Source organism: Pararhizobium sp. O133 (assembly GCF_051669845.1).
Lineage (GTDB): Bacteria > Pseudomonadota > Alphaproteobacteria > Rhizobiales > Rhizobiaceae > Pararhizobium.
Map to the genome: position 1 here is coordinate 1949325 of NZ_CP196426.1, position 15686 is coordinate 1965010.

Here is a 15686-nt window from a genome sequence, read left to right on the forward strand (position 1 = left end):
GCTCTTTTCGTCTGTCATTTTCAATCTATGCTCCGATCAAAGGCTGACAAGACGTGACGGGCGCACTATCTCGTGAGGTGGGGCTCGTGAAATCGCAACAATAGGGTCAATCGGGACGGAACAATGGCGGACGAGCAAATACATCAGACCGGCGATGCGGCGGGACTGGCAGCCTTGATCAGCCGGGCAGCGGGACAGACGAATGGCCAAGACAGGGGTTTGCCGCCCGTCGATAAATGGAATCCGCCCTTTTGCGGCGATATCGACATGGAAATCCGCGCCGACGGCACATGGTTTTACATGGGCACGCCGATCGGCCGGCAGCCGCTGGTGCGCCTGTTTTCCACGGTTCTGCGCAAGGACGAGGACGGCAAGACCTATCTCGTAACTCCTGTGGAAAAAGTCGGTATCCGCATCGTCGATGCGCCCTTCGTCGCGGTGGAAATGAACCTGACCGAAAATGACGGCGAGCCGGTGATCACTTTCCGAACCAATGTCGGCGATGTGGTGGAGGCGGGGCCTGAGCATGGATTGCGCTTCGTCATAGAAGGCGAGAACAGGGAATTGAAGCCCTATCTCCATGTGCGCGGCCGGCTGGAGGCGCTCGTCTCGCGCGCGGTGATGTACGATCTCGTCGAGCTTGGCGAAACGCGGACGATCAACAGCGTCGAGATGTTCGCCATCCGCTCCAGCGGCGTCCTGTTTCCGGTCATGCCGGCGAAAGAACTGGCAGCGCTTTCGGCATGACCGAGGCATTGTTTTCAGCCGAGGATTTCCGGCGCCGCGCACTTGAGCAATCCGGAAGTCCGGTGGATGACGCCTGGCGTGAGCATGGCGATTTCCTGCTCAATCCCGACACCATCCCCTATCTGGAGACGTTGAAGCTGAAGGACGCCGCCGTCCTCGTGCCCGTCATCGACGATGGTGACGAGGCGCGTGTGATCTTCACCCAGCGCACCAAGACGCTGCGCAAGCATTCCGGGCAGGTCGCCTTTCCCGGTGGCGCTGTCGATCCCGAAGACGATACTCCGGAGCGGGCGGCGCTGCGTGAAACCGAGGAAGAGATCGGCCTCGACCGGCGGTTCGTCGAAACGGTCGGACGGCTGCCGCATTACATGGCCATGTCCGGCTTCAGGATCACGCCGATCCTTGGCGTCGTCCAGCCGGGCTACGATCTTCAACTCAATCCGGCAGAGGTGGCGGCGGTGTTCGACGTACCGCTGTCCTTCCTTATGAACCCGGACAATCACGGCCGGGGCCAGGCGACCTGGAAAGGGGCCGAGCGACATTTTTACAGCATGCCCTATGGCGACCAGCATATTTGGGGCATTACGGCGGGAATTGTCCGCATGCTGTATGAAAGGCTTTACGCATGACCTCCGTTGCCTCCGAGGCCTGGTTTACCGCGCCGGCACTGACCCGCGTCTTTGATTTGCTCAATGCCGATGGCGGCGAGGTGCGGGTGGTTGGCGGCGCGGTGCGAAACAGCCTGATGGGGCTTGCCGTCGCCGATATCGACATGGCGACAACGCTACTGCCGGACGAGGTGGTGGCCCGCGCCAAGACAGCCGGCATCAAGTCGGTTCCGACCGGCATCGCCCATGGCACGGTGACCCTGGTGATCGACGGCGTGCCGTATGAGGTGACGACGTTGAGGCGCGATGTAGAGACCGATGGCCGCCGTGCCGAGGTCGCCTTCGCTACGGACTGGCGGGTGGATGCCGAGCGCCGCGATCTCACGATCAACGCACTCTATGCCGATGCCAAGGGCGAGGTCATCGATCTCGTCGGTGGGCTGCCTGATATCGAAAAGCGCAACATCCGCTTCATCGGCAATGCCGCCGAGCGGGTTGCCGAAGATTACCTGCGGATCCTGCGGTTCTTCCGGTTCTTTGCCCATTACGGTTCCGGTCGTCCGGACGCCGATGGGCTGAGGGCCTGTGCGCAGGCGCGCTCCAGGCTGTCGGGCTTGTCGGCCGAACGCGTCTGGTCGGAACTGAAGAAAATCCTTGCCGCCCGCGATCCCGGCCGCGCGCTTCTATGGATGCGCACGTCCGGCGTCCTTACCGCAATCCTGCCTGAAAGCGAGAAATGGGGAATCGATGCCATCCCCGCGTTGATCGCAGCAGAGCAGGCCTTCGGCTGGCTGCCCAACCCTTTGCTGCGGCTGGCGGCGATCATTCCGCCGGATGCCGAGCGGCTGGACGCAATGGCCAAGCGCTTGAGGCTATCGAAGACAGAAGCAGCAGTTTTTGCCGAGTGGACAAAGGCGCCGCGCTTGCCGGGCACCATTGCCGACACGGCGTTCGACCGGTTGCTTTATCGGCACGGAACACAGGGGGTGGACACGAGTCTCAGGCTTGCGCTCTCTTCGTCGCGGCAGAAATCCGAAAACGATCCGGCACAACTGCCCGAGACGGCACGACTGCAACGTCTGCTTACCCGAACGGAAAAATGGGAAAGGCCGGTCTTCCCGTTGACCGGCGCCGATGTCTTGCAGACGGGCATTTCGGCCGGGCCGCGCGTTGGGGAAATCCTGGGCGCGCTGGAGGACAAGTGGATCGAGGGAAATTTCAATGCCGACCGGGCAACGCTCGTTGCCCGGCTTCAGTCCATGGTATGAAATCAGGGGTGTGAGGTCAGGCAGCCTTCGTCTCGTCGACGATGCGCTCCTTGATGTGATCGACCATGTTTTCCCGGATTAGCGTTTCGCCATGGGTTTGGCGCAGATGATCGACGGCGCGGCGGACGACTTCCGCATCGCTGTCGGCGCGTGTGTGCCAGTCGCAACCCGGCACGAGGGACCCGCATTCAAACAGTCGCATGAGACTCCTCCTTGCAAGTGGACATCCGCCCGTCTGCCCTTTCGGCTGGCGGAATGGTCCGACTATAACCGAAATCGGGCACGAATGGTTCCCCAATATCGGTTGCTGTCCCGGTGCTTGTCTCGACATCGCCTTGAACCTTCCTTTTGAGGGTCACATTGTCGCCCGATCCGTTCGGGAGTTTGGCCGCAGGGTTCGCCCTATTCGAAAAGGCGGTGAAAACCGCCTTCAGATTGACTTAAGGAAGGAATGCATATGACCATTCGCCACATGCCCGTCGCGGCCTTGACCGCCGCGGCCCTCAGCCTGATCGTCATCAACTCGCCGGCCTTCGCGCAAGGAGCCACCGAGCCACAGGCCACTCAGCCGACGCAGGGCACAGCACCCGCCGCCATCAGCGACCAGAAGATCGAGGCCTTCGCGGTCGCCTATCTGCAGGTCGACAAGGTCAGGCAGGACTATGCCGCCAAGATCGGCGCCGAGAAGGATGCGACGAGCAAGCAGAAGCTTCAGAACGAAGCCAACCAGCAGATGATCAATGCTGTCGAAAAATCGCCGGGCATGTCCCTGGATGAATACAAGACCATCATCACCGCGGCGCAGACCAATCCGGACGTCGCCAAGAAGGTGCAGGACAAGCTGAAGGTTTCTGCACCCGCTCAGTAATCGCCATTTCACCGGGGCGGGATGCGGAGACAGCTTCGTTCCCGCTCGCGGCTTTCCTTTCCGGGCAGATCTGGAAGCCGGCAAGAAACCGCTATCGAAAAATCTTGCTTTGGTGTTATGCCTTCGTCTCCTCAAGACGTCGACAAAGGCATGCCCTCCCTATGAGCTCTTCTCTCAGCCAAGAATTGATCGCCTCCATCCGCAACATCGCGGATTATCCGAAGCCCGGCATCATGTTCCGCGACATCACCACGCTGCTCGGCAATCCGCGCGCCTTTCGCCGCGCCATTGACGAGCTGGTGCATCCCTTCGCTGGCATGAAGATCGACAAGGTCGCGGGCATCGAGGCGCGCGGTTTCATCATGGGCGGCGCCATGGCGCATCAGATGTCGGCCGGTTTCGTGCCGATCCGCAAGAAGGGCAAGCTGCCGCACGATACGGTCAGCATCGCCTACAGCCTGGAATACGGCGTCGACGAGATGGAAATGCACCGCGACGCGATCAAGCCGGGCGACAAGGTGATCCTGGTCGACGACCTCATCGCCACCGGCGGAACCGCCGAAGGCGCGACCAAGCTCCTGCAGCAGATGGGTGCCGATATCGTCGCCGCCTGTTTCATCATCGACCTTCCGGAACTCGGCGGCCGCAAAAAGATCGAGGCGCTCGGCGTCAAGGTGCTGACGCTGATCGAATTCGACGGTCACTGAACCAAGAGGGGCGCCGGATGGCATCGATAGGGGACGCGCTCCGCTCCGCCGCGAGCGAGGGGATCATCACGAGTGAGCAGGCCGAGAGGCTTGAACCCTATCTGGCGGGCAGGGGCGCCGTTATCGGCGGCGCCTCGTTTTCCGCCTCCGATCTTGACGATGACGCTCTCCAGGCCGAGGAGAGCGAGCAGCCTCGCTTCGTGCGCGGCTTTCACGACATCCTCATCACCATCGGCATTGTCGTTGCCCTGATCGGGCTGTGGGGGCTTGGCAGCCTGTTCGCCGCCCTGCCGGCCATCATCATTCTCGCCGAAATCTTCGTGCGCCGGCAACGGCTGGCGCTTCCGGCTGTCGTCCTGACGGTGGCGCTCGTTCAATGGACTGGCGTTTTGGCCATGATGATGATTGCCAAGTTGGCTCCGGACATCTTTAAAAACCTTGAACTCGCGCTTTTGGCTTTTCCAATATGGGCTGTGACGTTGGCGATTTTCTACTGGCGTTATCGGGTGCCGCTCGCGCTCGCTGCCGTGCTCGTCTGCCTGTTCCTGCTTGCCGTGGACATAGCTCTTCTGCTTATCACTAAGGCGACTGGGGCATTCTTCGTCTTTATCGAACATCCCGCTCTTTCGGCATTCGTGCTGCTGATTGGTGCGCTCGGACTGTTTGCGGCCGCAATGTCCTACGACATTGCAGATCCGGCGCGAAAAACCCGGCTTTCGGACGTTGCCTTCTGGCTGCATCTGGCGGCGGCACCGGCGCTGCTTTATGCCATGCTGTCGTTTGTCTTTTTACGCAATGTCTCCGGAAACTGGTGGGGCGACGCAACGTCACCGAGCGACGCCTTTGCCGTGCTGGCGATCGTCGTCGTGTTCATGGCAATCGGCCTGATCATCGACCGTCGCGCTTTCGTGACCTCGGGCTTGCTGTCGCTTGGGTTGGCGATCTGGACCATTCTCCAGCGCGGCGGCGTTTCTCTCGGCGATTATCAGTCTGTGACCGTTCTCGCCGTCGGCGTGGTCGTCCTGTTCATCGGGATATTCTGGCAGACCTTGCGGAGGGCCATCGTCTCGCTCTTGCCGGAAACCATTACGGCCCGCCTGCACCCGGTCTACCGTCCCAAGCACTGAACCCTTCAGGGAAACTCAATGACCTTGCTTTCGAACCGGATCACCGGCTGTCCGTTCTGGTTTTCGCCCTCGCACAGAATGGTGTTGATCCGCCATCCCGGCCGCGATTCCAGATCCTTGGCGGCAATAAAGGTGACGAAATAGGTGACGGTGTCGCCGGCAAAGACGGGCCGCAGCCAGCGCATGTCGCGAAAGCCGGGCGAGGGGCCGAGTTTCGGCGCGACGAGCCCAAGTCCCGCCAACCGCCGGATTTCGCCCATCCAGTAGGGTACGAAACATTTCATCCAGCCGGCGCAGGTGTGCCATCCGGAAGCGCAGAGGCCGCCGAACAGCGATTGCCGGGCAGCTTCCGCATCTAGGTGAAAAGGCTGCGGATCGAATTTCTCGGCGAAACCGATGATGTCCTCGGCGGTGAAATGAACTGTGCCGATCGTCTCGCGTGTGCCTTCGGGATGGAGTTCGGCCAATTTCATGCGCTGTCTCCCGTCGGCCGGCGGCGGATCATGTTGGCATAGTCGCAGATCGCCACCGTCTCGCCCCGCTGGTTGCTGACAACCGCGCGCAGCTTGACGATACCGATCTCGGGCCGCGAGCGTGACACGCGCGCCTCGACGACAGCGCAGGCGCCCGAAAGGATGTCGCCCGCCAAGACCGCCTTCTTCCATTCCATGCTGTCGACGCCGGGAGAGCCCTCGGACGCGGTCTCGAAAATATAGCTGTCGCAGAGCATGCGCATCATCATGGCACTGGTGTGCCAGCCGGATGCCGCGTGCCCGCCGAGAATGCTGGCTTTTCCGCCTTCATCCGACAGGTGCATCGGCTGGGGATCGAATTCCGCGGCGAAGGCGCTGACCTCCTCGGCCTTTACCGCGACCGGATTGAACTTGAACCGCCTGCCGGCGGGAAAATCCTCGAAATAAAGCATCTTTGCGCCCTCCGACCGGCATGTTCTACCATCCCAGCTGATCATGGGAAACCAGCCCGGTTGGGATGATCGCTCGCGAGCGATCAGGGCTGGAAAGGCAGGTCCTGCCCGTTGATCTTCACCTTCTTGGTCTCATCGACAACGATGTTCCACATCTGCTTGCCGTCGGGACTTTCCTTGGCGAGACCCTTGACCATCAGCAGCATGAAGGCGGCCTGACCGAATTGCGGTACAGTGGCCGCATTCTTCTGCAGGTATTCGACCGTCTTGTCGAAGTCCTTGGCGTAGATCGTGATATCCGTATTCTGCCGCTCCGGTTGATCGGGATAGACGGTGGTCGTGCCCGACAGGCTGAAATCATAGATCGAGGAGCGCGCCGAGACATCGTCATAACGGATCGTCATGGCACCGCCCGGCAGGAAGATGCGCCCGACTTCTGTCGATTGCTCATCCGTCAGCGGCTTGTCCGCGTTGAAATCGGCATGATCGATGAAATAGGTGATGCCGCTGGCAAGATTGATGTTTTCCAGCGAGATGCGGGTGTTCATCGTCTCGGGCAGGGCGGAAACGAAAGCTTCCGGGATCACGCCCGGCGGTACCGACGGCTTGTCGATGCTGATGCCGAAACCCACCTTCGCCTGGTCGCGCAAGCCATTGGTGTCGATCGTGTAGCGCAGGGTTTCCGCGCCGAATGTGCCCGTCGGCGTACCGACCTTCAGGTTGGCGACCTCAATCGATTCCAGCAGGTTTTCGAACATCGGCAGGTTGGCGCGCACCAAGGCCTTCAACTCGACCTGTTCGGTCGCCAACAGTTCCTTCTTGTCCTTCTCCACCTTGTCGAGCACGAAGAAGATGAGATCCTGGAGCGGCTTGTAGCCCAGCCCGTTGAATGCGACATCGACTGTCATGCTGTCGGCGGAAAGATCGACTTTTACTTTCGCAGGGTCGATGATGGTTTCGGTGAAGCCGTTCATCACCATGTTGGAGCGGATGTCCACGGTTTCCGGTGTGGCACGCTTGGCATCGAGTGTCGATGTCATCGCGCCGAAAGTGGCTTCCACCGATTGCAGCGGTGACTTCGACGTCATGGAGGCCTTGTCGGCACTCATTTTTGCCGATTTGAAATAGAGAAGGTCTGGATCGATCGTGCCATCAGCCTTCATGCCATCGATCTTGTAGCTGAAATCCGTTTTCTCTGTGCCGACCGTGAACTGGCCTTTGATGTCGAGATCAGCCGTCTGGTTGAACTGCCACAGGCCATCATCCATCGGCCGGATCAGCGCCAGCCATGGCTTGAGCCCGGAAATGGTGAAGACCTTCGGATCGACGTCCTTGACCAGCACCGTCGGATCAAAGGTCAGTTCATAATCCATCGTGCCCGGGCGCACCTTGATCAGGCCAGATTTCGCCAGCTTCTCGGGCAGGTATTTGGTGAAGTTCTGTTCGATCTCCTGCGCACCCTGATGGCTGATTTCCGCCGCCTGTGCGGATTGCGTGACAAGGGCGGTGGACAAAAGCAGGGCGGGAAGCAGGCGCATCTAAAAACTCCTTATTGAATATTGCGGCCAAACATATCGCCGATCGACATGAGGGCAAGCGGCACGTGCAAGAAAGCGGATACGAAAACGCCGCCCAATATGAACGGGCGGCGCCATTGTCCTATTCACGGTTTGAAGGCCTTCCGTACGGACGGCACGTCATTCCGTCAGGTGTTGAAGCGGAAGTGGATGACGTCGCCGTCGTTGACCACGTATTCCTTGCCTTCGTCGCGCCCCTTGCCGGCTTCCTTGGCGCCGGTCTCGCCCTTGTAGGCGATGTAGTCGTCATAGCCGATGGTGAAGGCGCGGATGAAGCCGCGCTCGAAATCGGTGTGGATGACGCCGGCGGCTTGCGGCGCCTTGGTGCCGCGCACGATCGTCCAGGCGCGCGTTTCCTTGGGGCCGACGGTGAAATAGGTGATGAGGTCGAGCAGGTGGTACCCGGCGCGGATCAGGCGATCGAGGCCGGCTTCCTCAAGGCCAAGGGCCGACAGGAATTCCGCCGATTCTTCTTCCGGCAACTGTGCGACTTCGGCTTCGATGGCGGCGGAGATGACGACGCATTCGGCGCCCTGTTCCTTGGCCATGGCGGCGACGGCTTCGGTGTGCTCGTTGCCGGTCGAGGCATCGGCTTCCGCGACGTTGCAGACGTATAGGACCGGATGCGAGGTGAGGAGGTTCAGGCCCTTCAAAATCTCGATCTCTTCCGGCGCCAGCGTCTTCAGGAGCAGGCGGGCAGGCTTGCCCTCGTTCAGCAGCTTGACCACGGCTTCCATGATCGGCAGTTGCGCCAGCGAATCCTTGTCCTTGCTGCTGGCGCGCTTGCGAGTCTGGTCGACGCGGCGCTCCAGGCTTTCGAGGTCGGCGAGCATCAGTTCCGTCTCGATCGTGTCGGCATCGCCGACCGGGTTGATGCGGCCCTCGACATGGGTGATGTCGTCATCCTCGAAGCAGCGCAGGACATGCACGACGGCATCGACTTCGCGGATATTGGCCAGGAACTTGTTGCCGAGACCTTCTCCCTTCGACGCGCCGCGCACCAGGCCGGCGATATCGACGAAGGAAATGCGGGTCGGGATCAGTTCCTTCGACTTGGCGATGTCGGCGAGCTTGCGCATGCGCGGATCGGGAACCGCGACTTCGCCGGTGTTCGGCTCGATGGTGCAGAACGGATAGTTGGCCGCCTGCGCCTGCGCCGTCTTGGTCAGCGCGTTGAAGAGGGTGGACTTGCCGACATTCGGCAGTCCGACGATACCGCATTTGAAACCCATGGCACCTTGTCCATATCTTGAAAGACTGTGCCCTGCCTATGGGGGAAGGGCTCTTCCGGGTCAAGGCCTCGTTATAATCGAGCCAATTGAAAGTAAGGCAAAATTGCCTTACCTTGGCACGGTGGAGATGGCGTTATGGTCAAATTGAAGATTACAGCCAAGGGTCAGGTGACCCTCAAAAGGGAAGTGCTCGATCATTTCGGTGTTAAGCCTGGAGATGACATTGAAATTGTCCTATTGCCGAAAGGTGAAGGAAATATCCATGCCGTCGGGCGTAAGTTGCCGATCGAAAGTCTGTTTGGCATGTTCGCTTATAAGGCCGAGAGAACTCATTCAATCGACGAGATAAACGATGCGATCGAAGCGGGATGGGCGGGCGAGGTCAAATATTGAAAGTCATCGTCGATACGAACGTTCTGATCAGAATGTTCACACGCGATCACCCTGTTGAAAGTCCCAGAGCTGAGGAGTTGTTGCGATCGTCTGAAGCTGTGATCTCAAACCAGACACTCTGTGAAATGATATGGGTTTTAAGAAGGGTTTACAAATTCACGGCAGCCGAACTCAAGCAAGCAGTCGAATATCTGTTGTATGTGGGACCAGTTGTTCTTGACCGCGGTGCAGTTGCACATGGTCTTTCTTTCATGAAAGCTGGCGGCGATTTTGCCGACGGCATCATCGCGTTCGAGGGACGCAGGCTTGGTGGCGAGGTTTTCGCGACATTCGACAAACGAGCGGCGGCAATCCTGAAAAAGACCGATCAGGCCGTCCTGTTGCTCGCTGCCGATTGATGGTCGTTGCATGTCTTGCCTTGGTACTGATCGCGACGCACAATGTGTGCATTCTCCACTCCCTGCGAAAAGGGTGGATATTCGGATGGCCGAAAACGGCACCAGTCTCAAACCGAAAACCATCACCAAGCCGAAGCTCGAAAGGCCGAAGCTCTACAAGATCATTCTCGTCAATGACGATTACACGCCGCGCGAATTCGTCATCATGGTGTTGAAGGCTGTGTTCCGGATGAGCGAGGAAACCGGCTACCGGATGATGATGACAGCCCACAAGCTCGGCGTCTGCGTCATCCTCGTCTGCGCCAAGGATATCGCCGAAAGCAAGGCCAAGGAGGCGACCGATCTGGGCAAGGAGGCGGGCTTTCCGCTGATGTTCACGACAGAGCGGAGGAGTAGGCGGCTTGCTTCATAATCCGGCGGGGCGACGGACCTGGAAGCCTGTCTTGTTCTGGACGAAGCCGCAACCCTCGTAGAAGGCAAGCGTCGCCTGATCCGTCTTGCCCGTGAGCAACATGACCTTGTAGCAACCGGCGCTCCAGGCGCGGTCGAATGCCTCCCTGATCAACGCGCCAGCATGACCACGCTTGCGGTATCGCAGATCCGTCACGACATTCTCGATCAGCGCATAGGACGCGCCGCCACGCGTCAGGTTGGGAATGACGGCAAGCGTCACGGTGGAGGTGATGGTTTGTCCGGACAAGCCGAGCAGCACGGTCATGCCGGGCTGCGCCGCAATTGCCGCGAAGCCTGCCGCAGCGGCATCCTCCGGCATAGCCGGATCATCCGGATTGAGCTGTCGGTATAGGGCAAGGAGAGCCGGAAGATCGTCACCCGTCGCCGGGCGGATGCTGAAGCCGTCGTCAGCCACCTGCCTATTCACCCTTGTTGCCGAACAGTTTTTTCAGCATGTCGGCCATCGGGCCGGTGGTCGGCAGGATTTTTGGCTGGGCGTTGTTGCGGGCCTGGCGTATATGGGATTTGCCGGCCGGTTTCGCAGGCGCCGGTTCCGGTTCGGGCTTGCCGCCGGTGGCGAGCGTCAGCTTGTTGAGGAGCTGCGAATCCTCGCCCTTCACCAGCATGTCGACATTGTCGGCGAGCGCGTCCAGCAGAGGCTCCAGCCAGATGCGGTCGTTCTTGGAAAAATCGCCGAGAACGTGGTTGTGCACCTGTTCCTTGGAGCCGGGATGGCCGATGCCGAGGCGCAGGCGGCGATATTCCCGGCCGCAATGGGCGTCGAGCGACTTGATGCCGTTGTGGCCGCCATGGCCGCCACCGGTCTTGATCCGCGCCTTGCCCTGGATGAGGTCCAACTCGTCGTAGATCGCGACGATATCCTTGGCCTCCAGCTTGTAGAAGCGCATGGCTTCGCCAACGGCTTCGCCCGACAGGTTCATATAGGTCTGCGGCTTGATCAGCAGCACGCGCTCGCCAGCGATCTCGCCTTCGGAGATCAATGCCTTGAACTTCTTCGACCAGGGCGAAAAAGCGTGGCGACGCTGGATCGCGTCGACAGCCATGAAACCGATATTGTGGCGGTTGCCGGCATATTGGCTGCCGGGATTACCGAGACCTGCGAAAATCTGCATGGGTATACTCTAACAGTCGATTTGACTTGGTCTTGCACCGCGTTGGTGGCCGGATGTCAACCATCTGTCGTATGAAAGGCCTATTTTCCGGCCTTGTCGTGCCGTTTGGCCGTCATGTCAGGCGAGCGCGACAGGCTTACCGGTCCGGCCGCAGCCCGTATTTGACGAACAGCTTGTCCTGCGTGCCATCGGCAATCAGCGCATACAGCGCGGCCTGCATCCTTGCCACGACATCATCGGACATTCCGAGATTACAGGCAAAGCCATAGAATTTACCCTCAAGCACGAGAGCGGACTCCACCGCCTTGCCCTGGTCGCGCATCATTTCGAAGGTCTTTTCCGAGGTCATCATCAGGTCGATGCGGTCGCTCAGCAATTTCTTCTCGGTTGTCTCCATGTCCACGGCAAGATCGATCTTTGGGAAATTGTTTTTTTTCAGAAAGTTGGCGGAAAAATCCTCACGCTGCGTGCCGATGGTAAAGCGCTTGGCGTCCTCGACCGATGTCGGATTGATGCCGGACCCGGCTTTACGCACCATCACCATGTGGTCGACCAGCAGTGGCTCCACCCACTTGAACCGCTTGTCGCGTTCGTCGTCGTGGCCGGTGGTGAAGAGGCAGGTCGAGGCCTGGTTTTCGGCGAGCGACAGCGCCCGTGCCCAGGGAAGGATTTCGAGGGAATACTCGGCGCCCATATTCTTCATCATCAGTTCGGCCTGCTCGACCGATATGCCCTTGATGACGCCGTTCTCGCTGAAATTATAGGGTGGATATTCCTCCGTCAGCAGTTTCAGCGGCTCGGCCTTTACGGTGCCGGAAAACAGGAGAACGAGTGCGAAAGCCAGATGTCTCATGCTCGTTCTCCCCTGTTCATCATGCGATGCTGGTCGCCTTCGCTTCGGACTCCATCTCCAGCATCAATAGCATATTTTCGATCGGCATGGGCCTGCTGAACAGGTAGCCCTGGCCGTAGTCGAGGCCGAGCTTGCGCAACAGTTCCCACTGTTCCTTGGTCTCGATGCCTTCGGCAACGACCGTGCAGCCCATCTGGTGCGAGATCGTCCGGATGCCCTTGATCAGCATACGGCTCTTGCGGCGGATGTCGGCTGTTCCGGTCGTCAGCGATCGGGTGAAGGACTGATCGACCTTGACGATATCGACCGGGAAGCGATTGAGGTAGCTCAGCGACGAATAGCCGGTGCCGAAATCGTCGAGCGCGATCCGGCAGCCGAACTCGCTCAACTGTTTGAGGACCGCGTGGACATCGGGATTGTCGAGCATCAACACCGCTTCGGTGATTTCGATGACGATGCGGGCAGGGGCGATATGATGCTTCAACAAAAGCGCCGCGAGCTTGTGGGGCAGGGTGGTCTCGAACTGCAGCGGTGAAAAATTGATGGCGAGGTAAGTCGTCTCGGCGCCCTCGAGTTTTGTCAGGCGCGCCAGATGGCCGATCGCCTTTTCGAGCACGCGCTCACCGATCTGGGCGATCGTTCCGGTTTCCTCGGCAATGCCGATGATCTTGGCGGGCGGCAGGATGCCCTTTTCCGGGTGGTTCAGGCGCATCAATGCCTCGAAGCCGGCGATCCGGCCGTCGCCCAGGCTGACGATCGGCTGCAGATAGGCTTCAAACCAGTCTTCCTTCAGCCCTGCCTCGATGTTCTGTTCCATCTCGTGGCGCTCGCGTGCCGTGTCGAGCATGCTGGTATCGAAGATCTGCATGCCGTTCTTACCGTCGCGCTTGCGGGCATACATGGCCATGTCGGATTTCAAGAGCAGTTCCGCGGCATTGGCGGCATGGTCCGGGTAGAGCGCGATGCCGACGCTGGCGCTGACCGAGAGTTCCGCACCCTCGATCAGGATCGGTTCGCGCAGGCTGGCACAGATGCGGTCGCCGATCTCGCTGGCCAGGGCCTCGACCTCGGCGGCATTGACCAGAAGCGCGAATTCGTCACCGCCGAGGCGTGACATGGTATCGTCCGGGCGCAGCGTCGTGCGGATGCGGGCAACGACCTGGCGCAGGACCTCGTCGCCGGCTGCATGGCCGAAATTGTCGTTGATCCATTTGAACCGGTCGAGATCAATGAAGATGCAGGCGAGTTGGATGTCCTGTTCGTCGGCGCTGCGGATCGCATCGTCGAGAGCAGCCTCGAAGCCCTGGCGGTTCAACAAGCCGGTCAGATGATCGGTGATCGCCTGGGCGTGGTTGCGGCTTTCGGCCTGCTTCAACTCGGTGACGTCGGTCATCACGGAGAGCGAAAGCCCGCCGCGCTCGTCGCTGGTGGCGCTCTTCATTTCGAGAATGAGCACCGTCATCGTCTCGCCGTTCGCCTTGATGAAGGGCACGGTCACTTCACAGATATTGGTGTGGTTCGAATTGGCGTTGGTGCGGCGTGCCCGATAGGTCTCGTGCCAATGCTCATCGACGAAATCGGTGAAGGTACGGCCGATGACGGCCTTGCGATCATAGCCGGTCGCTATCAGCCAGTAATTGCTGACCGCGGTGATGCGGTTGGCCGGGTCGAGCGAGAACAGCATGGAGGGCGTAAGATTGTAGATGTCGGTGGCGCGGCTGTGCGCCAGCTTCAGCTCTTTCTCTTCCCGTTCCAGCCGGGTCTGCATCTCGTTGAAATTGTGGGCAAGACTGCCCATTTCGTCTTCGGATGTCCAGTCGACATGGTGACGCGAGCCGAGCCGGCGCGTCGCTTCGATTGCCGACGTCAGGCGCATCAGCGGATGGATGATCGTGACACGGTTGCCGATGATGGCGGCGGCAAAGACGATACCGATAGCGACGATCAGGATTGCGAAGACGGCAAGCTCGTCCTTGCTGAAACGCGACAGCAGGCCGGGTGAAGAAACCCGGACTTGAAGCGTGCCGACGGCTTTGCGGCCGTCCTGCGAATTGTAGAAGATTTCCTTCGTCAGCGTGGTGTGCGGCAGGGCGGGGTCGATGGTGATCGTGGGCACCTGAACAGAAATGGAATGCGAACTGTCACTGATCTGAACGGACATGACATTGACATCGGCGATCAGCGAATTGGCGATCTGCTCGATACCGTCCGTATCGAAATCCCACAGCGGCTTGCCGAGCGCTTGCGCGCCGGCCTCCATCAGGACCTCGGTATTCTGCAGCCGCTCGCGCGCAACGCGCTCCGTCGACAGAGTCAGAAACAAGGCGATCAGCGGGGCCACGAAAATCAGCATCGTGCCGCAAACGATCGCAATAAAACGGTTCTCGACGGAGTGCATCATCGAACGCACCCAGTCGTCTTGCTTGCCTTACGTCCCATTAGGATTCTCGTACACTGAAGCCGAAATAGTCCCCCGCCAACAACTCACCACGAAAATCTTAAATGTTGCTGAAACCGATGGATGAAAAATTGTAGCCACAATTATGGCGACGGATATTCAGGGTTGTCGAAGGCCAGCAAAAAGCCCGCCTCACGGGTGTGAAGCGGGCTCTTGATCGAGGCTATGAGGCCAGGATTATTCCGATGCAGGCTCTTCTTCCGTCGTGCCGCCAGCCGGCTGCGCGATGGTCGCGATCGTGAAGTCGCGATCGGCGATGACCGGATGCGCGTTCTTCGGGAGCGTGATGTTCGAAATGTGGATGCCGTCGCCGATCTTCAGGCCCGACAGGTCGGCCGTCAGGAATTCCGGAATTTCGTCAGCCGGAACAACCAGCTCGACTTCGTGGCGAACGATGTTGAGAACGCCGCCGATCTTGATGCCCGGGGACTTTTCTTCGTTGACGAAGTGAACCGGAACTTCAACGGTGACGACGCTGTCCTTCGAAATGCGAAGGAAGTCGACATGCATGGTGAAGTCACGGACCGGATCCAGCTGGTAGTCCTTCGGCAGGACGCGGATCTTCTCGCCGCCAACGTCGATCGTGGCGATGGTGGTCATGAAACCACCGGCGTGAATCTTCTGGGTGACTTCCTTCGTGGAGAGGGCGATGGAAATCGGTGTCTGCTTGTCGCCATAGATGACAGCAGGAATAAGACCGTTGCGGCGAAGTTCACGGGAGGACCCCTTACCAACCCGTTCGCGCGTTTCGGCCTTGAGCTCGTAGGATGCGTGGCTCATGGTCTTAACCTTTCTGGTGTTTTTGGAGAGCTTATCCGGCCATCTTGACGGACAGGATAAACCGAGGCTTCTGAGGGCCTCATCCGCGTTTGCCTCCAAGGGTGTCTGCGCGGACGCGCGTCCATAGCCGAGAACCCGGCGGAATGCAAGCAAAGCCGG

Annotated in this window: 19 protein-coding genes; 9 read left to right on the forward strand and 10 right to left on the reverse strand. The window is 59.6% G+C overall.

Annotated elements, in window-relative coordinates; translation table 11 throughout:
* Positions 1-123 precede the first annotated feature (123 nt).
* Genes ACST81_RS09370 through ACST81_RS09380 form a run of 3 tightly spaced genes read left to right on the forward strand, consistent with a single transcriptional unit; the run spans position 124 to position 2623 of the window.
* Positions 124-747 (forward strand): DUF1285 domain-containing protein, encoded by a 624-nt coding sequence (locus ACST81_RS09370; RefSeq protein WP_438752674.1) that lies wholly within the window; start codon positions 124-126, stop codon positions 745-747.
* Positions 744-1376 (forward strand): CoA pyrophosphatase, encoded by a 633-nt coding sequence (locus ACST81_RS09375; protein WP_438752676.1) that lies wholly within the window; start codon positions 744-746, stop codon positions 1374-1376. Before ACST81_RS09370 ends, ACST81_RS09375 begins: the two co-directional genes overlap by 4 nt.
* Positions 1373-2623, forward strand: a complete 1251-nt coding sequence (locus tag ACST81_RS09380) for a CCA tRNA nucleotidyltransferase (RefSeq protein ID WP_438752678.1) — start codon at positions 1373-1375, stop codon at positions 2621-2623. Before ACST81_RS09375 ends, ACST81_RS09380 begins: the two co-directional genes overlap by 4 nt.
* A gap of 16 nt (positions 2624-2639) precedes the next feature.
* Here ACST81_RS09380 and ACST81_RS09385 read toward each other — a convergent pair whose 3' ends face one another.
* Positions 2640-2825, reverse strand: a complete 186-nt coding sequence (locus tag ACST81_RS09385; RefSeq protein WP_325465134.1) for a DUF1059 domain-containing protein — start codon at positions 2823-2825, stop codon at positions 2640-2642.
* 255 nt (positions 2826-3080) lie between these two features.
* On the opposite strand from ACST81_RS09385, the gene ACST81_RS09390 reads away from it, so the two are divergent.
* The 3 genes from ACST81_RS09390 to ACST81_RS09400 all read left to right on the forward strand — a co-directional run bounded on the left by ACST81_RS09390 (position 3081) and on the right by ACST81_RS09400 (position 5325).
* Complete coding sequence (locus ACST81_RS09390; RefSeq protein ID WP_438752680.1) at positions 3081-3491, forward strand: DUF4168 domain-containing protein; 411 nt, start codon at positions 3081-3083, stop codon at positions 3489-3491.
* A gap of 161 nt (positions 3492-3652) precedes the next feature.
* Positions 3653-4198, forward strand: coding sequence for an adenine phosphoribosyltransferase (locus tag ACST81_RS09395; protein ID WP_438752682.1), 546 nt, complete (start codon positions 3653-3655; stop codon positions 4196-4198).
* A 17-nt stretch (positions 4199-4215) separates the two neighbouring features.
* Positions 4216-5325 carry a hypothetical protein gene (locus ACST81_RS09400; protein WP_438752684.1) on the forward strand — a complete coding sequence of 370 codons (1110 nt, stop codon included), beginning with the start codon at positions 4216-4218 and terminating at the stop codon, positions 5323-5325.
* 5 nt (positions 5326-5330) lie between these two features.
* Here ACST81_RS09400 and ACST81_RS09405 read toward each other — a convergent pair whose 3' ends face one another.
* From ACST81_RS09405 to ychF, 4 genes are all read right to left on the reverse strand, one after another.
* Positions 5331-5798, reverse strand: coding sequence for a MaoC family dehydratase (locus tag ACST81_RS09405; RefSeq protein ID WP_438752685.1), 468 nt, complete (start codon positions 5796-5798; stop codon positions 5331-5333).
* On the reverse strand, positions 5795-6250 hold the full coding sequence (locus ACST81_RS09410; protein WP_438752687.1) for a MaoC family dehydratase: 456 nt from the start codon (positions 6248-6250) through the stop codon (positions 5795-5797). The genes ACST81_RS09405 and ACST81_RS09410 overlap by 4 nt, the downstream gene beginning before the upstream one ends.
* An 83-nt stretch (positions 6251-6333) precedes the next feature.
* Complete coding sequence (locus tag ACST81_RS09415) at positions 6334-7788, reverse strand: hypothetical protein (RefSeq protein WP_438752688.1); 1455 nt, start codon at positions 7786-7788, stop codon at positions 6334-6336.
* A gap of 167 nt (positions 7789-7955) precedes the next feature.
* Positions 7956-9059 carry a redox-regulated ATPase YchF gene (ychF, locus tag ACST81_RS09420; protein ID WP_438752690.1) on the reverse strand — a complete coding sequence of 368 codons (1104 nt, stop codon included), beginning with the start codon at positions 9057-9059 and terminating at the stop codon, positions 7956-7958.
* 135 nt (positions 9060-9194) lie between these two features.
* Between ychF and ACST81_RS09425 the strand changes: the two genes are divergently transcribed.
* The 3 genes from ACST81_RS09425 to clpS all read left to right on the forward strand — a co-directional run bounded on the left by ACST81_RS09425 (position 9195) and on the right by clpS (position 10262).
* Positions 9195-9452 carry an AbrB/MazE/SpoVT family DNA-binding domain-containing protein gene (locus ACST81_RS09425; protein WP_438752692.1) on the forward strand — a complete coding sequence of 86 codons (258 nt, stop codon included), beginning with the start codon at positions 9195-9197 and terminating at the stop codon, positions 9450-9452.
* Positions 9449-9850 (forward strand): type II toxin-antitoxin system VapC family toxin, encoded by a 402-nt coding sequence (locus ACST81_RS09430; protein ID WP_438752694.1) that lies wholly within the window; start codon positions 9449-9451, stop codon positions 9848-9850. Before ACST81_RS09425 ends, ACST81_RS09430 begins: the two co-directional genes overlap by 4 nt.
* 85 nt (positions 9851-9935) lie before the next feature.
* On the forward strand, positions 9936-10262 hold the full coding sequence (gene clpS / locus ACST81_RS09435; protein WP_438752696.1) for an ATP-dependent Clp protease adapter ClpS: 327 nt from the start codon (positions 9936-9938) through the stop codon (positions 10260-10262).
* On the opposite strand, the gene ACST81_RS09440 is transcribed toward clpS, so the two are convergent.
* The 5 genes from ACST81_RS09440 to ACST81_RS09460 all read right to left on the reverse strand — a co-directional run bounded on the left by ACST81_RS09440 (position 10257) and on the right by ACST81_RS09460 (position 15527).
* A complete protein-coding gene (locus ACST81_RS09440) occupies positions 10257-10718 on the reverse strand; it encodes a GNAT family N-acetyltransferase (RefSeq protein ID WP_438752698.1) in 462 nt (153 codons plus the stop codon). The genes clpS and ACST81_RS09440 overlap by 6 nt on opposite strands.
* 4 nt (positions 10719-10722) lie before the next feature.
* Positions 10723-11436 carry an aminoacyl-tRNA hydrolase gene (gene pth, locus ACST81_RS09445; RefSeq protein ID WP_438752700.1) on the reverse strand — a complete coding sequence of 238 codons (714 nt, stop codon included), beginning with the start codon at positions 11434-11436 and terminating at the stop codon, positions 10723-10725.
* Positions 11437-11572: 136 nt separating this feature from the next.
* On the reverse strand, positions 11573-12289 hold the full coding sequence (locus tag ACST81_RS09450) for a substrate-binding periplasmic protein (protein ID WP_438752702.1): 717 nt from the start codon (positions 12287-12289) through the stop codon (positions 11573-11575).
* Between the two features lie 19 nt (positions 12290-12308).
* The gene (locus ACST81_RS09455; RefSeq protein WP_438752704.1) at positions 12309-14690 is read right to left on the reverse strand and encodes an EAL domain-containing protein; all 2382 of its coding nucleotides are present in this window, start codon (positions 14688-14690) and stop codon (positions 12309-12311) included.
* Between the two features lie 234 nt (positions 14691-14924).
* The gene (locus ACST81_RS09460; protein ID WP_438752706.1) at positions 14925-15527 is read right to left on the reverse strand and encodes a 50S ribosomal protein L25/general stress protein Ctc; all 603 of its coding nucleotides are present in this window, start codon (positions 15525-15527) and stop codon (positions 14925-14927) included.
* Positions 15528-15686 lie beyond the last annotated feature (159 nt).

Coding starts and splice junctions, on each gene's coding strand:
- ACST81_RS09370 (WP_438752674.1), top strand. CDS start 124: ATGGCGGACGAGCAAATACATCAGACCGGCGATGCGGCGGGACTGGCA.
- ACST81_RS09375 (WP_438752676.1), top strand. CDS start 744: ATGACCGAGGCATTGTTTTCAGCCGAGGATTTCCGGCGCCGCGCACTT.
- ACST81_RS09380 (WP_438752678.1), top strand. CDS start 1,373: ATGACCTCCGTTGCCTCCGAGGCCTGGTTTACCGCGCCGGCACTGACC.
- ACST81_RS09385 (WP_325465134.1), bottom strand. CDS start 2,825: ATGCGACTGTTTGAATGCGGGTCCCTCGTGCCGGGTTGCGACTGGCAC.
- ACST81_RS09390 (WP_438752680.1), top strand. CDS start 3,081: ATGACCATTCGCCACATGCCCGTCGCGGCCTTGACCGCCGCGGCCCTC.
- ACST81_RS09395 (WP_438752682.1), top strand. CDS start 3,653: ATGAGCTCTTCTCTCAGCCAAGAATTGATCGCCTCCATCCGCAACATC.
- ACST81_RS09400 (WP_438752684.1), top strand. CDS start 4,216: ATGGCATCGATAGGGGACGCGCTCCGCTCCGCCGCGAGCGAGGGGATC.
- ACST81_RS09405 (WP_438752685.1), bottom strand. CDS start 5,798: ATGAAATTGGCCGAACTCCATCCCGAAGGCACACGCGAGACGATCGGC.
- ACST81_RS09410 (WP_438752687.1), bottom strand. CDS start 6,250: ATGCTTTATTTCGAGGATTTTCCCGCCGGCAGGCGGTTCAAGTTCAAT.
- ACST81_RS09415 (WP_438752688.1), bottom strand. CDS start 7,788: ATGCGCCTGCTTCCCGCCCTGCTTTTGTCCACCGCCCTTGTCACGCAA.
- ychF (WP_438752690.1), bottom strand. CDS start 9,059: ATGGGTTTCAAATGCGGTATCGTCGGACTGCCGAATGTCGGCAAGTCC.
- ACST81_RS09425 (WP_438752692.1), top strand. CDS start 9,195: ATGGTCAAATTGAAGATTACAGCCAAGGGTCAGGTGACCCTCAAAAGG.
- clpS (WP_438752696.1), top strand. CDS start 9,936: ATGGCCGAAAACGGCACCAGTCTCAAACCGAAAACCATCACCAAGCCG.
- pth (WP_438752700.1), bottom strand. CDS start 11,436: ATGCAGATTTTCGCAGGTCTCGGTAATCCCGGCAGCCAATATGCCGGC.
- ACST81_RS09450 (WP_438752702.1), bottom strand. CDS start 12,289: ATGAGACATCTGGCTTTCGCACTCGTTCTCCTGTTTTCCGGCACCGTA.
- ACST81_RS09455 (WP_438752704.1), bottom strand. CDS start 14,690: ATGATGCACTCCGTCGAGAACCGTTTTATTGCGATCGTTTGCGGCACG.
- ACST81_RS09460 (WP_438752706.1), bottom strand. CDS start 15,527: ATGAGCCACGCATCCTACGAGCTCAAGGCCGAAACGCGCGAACGGGTT.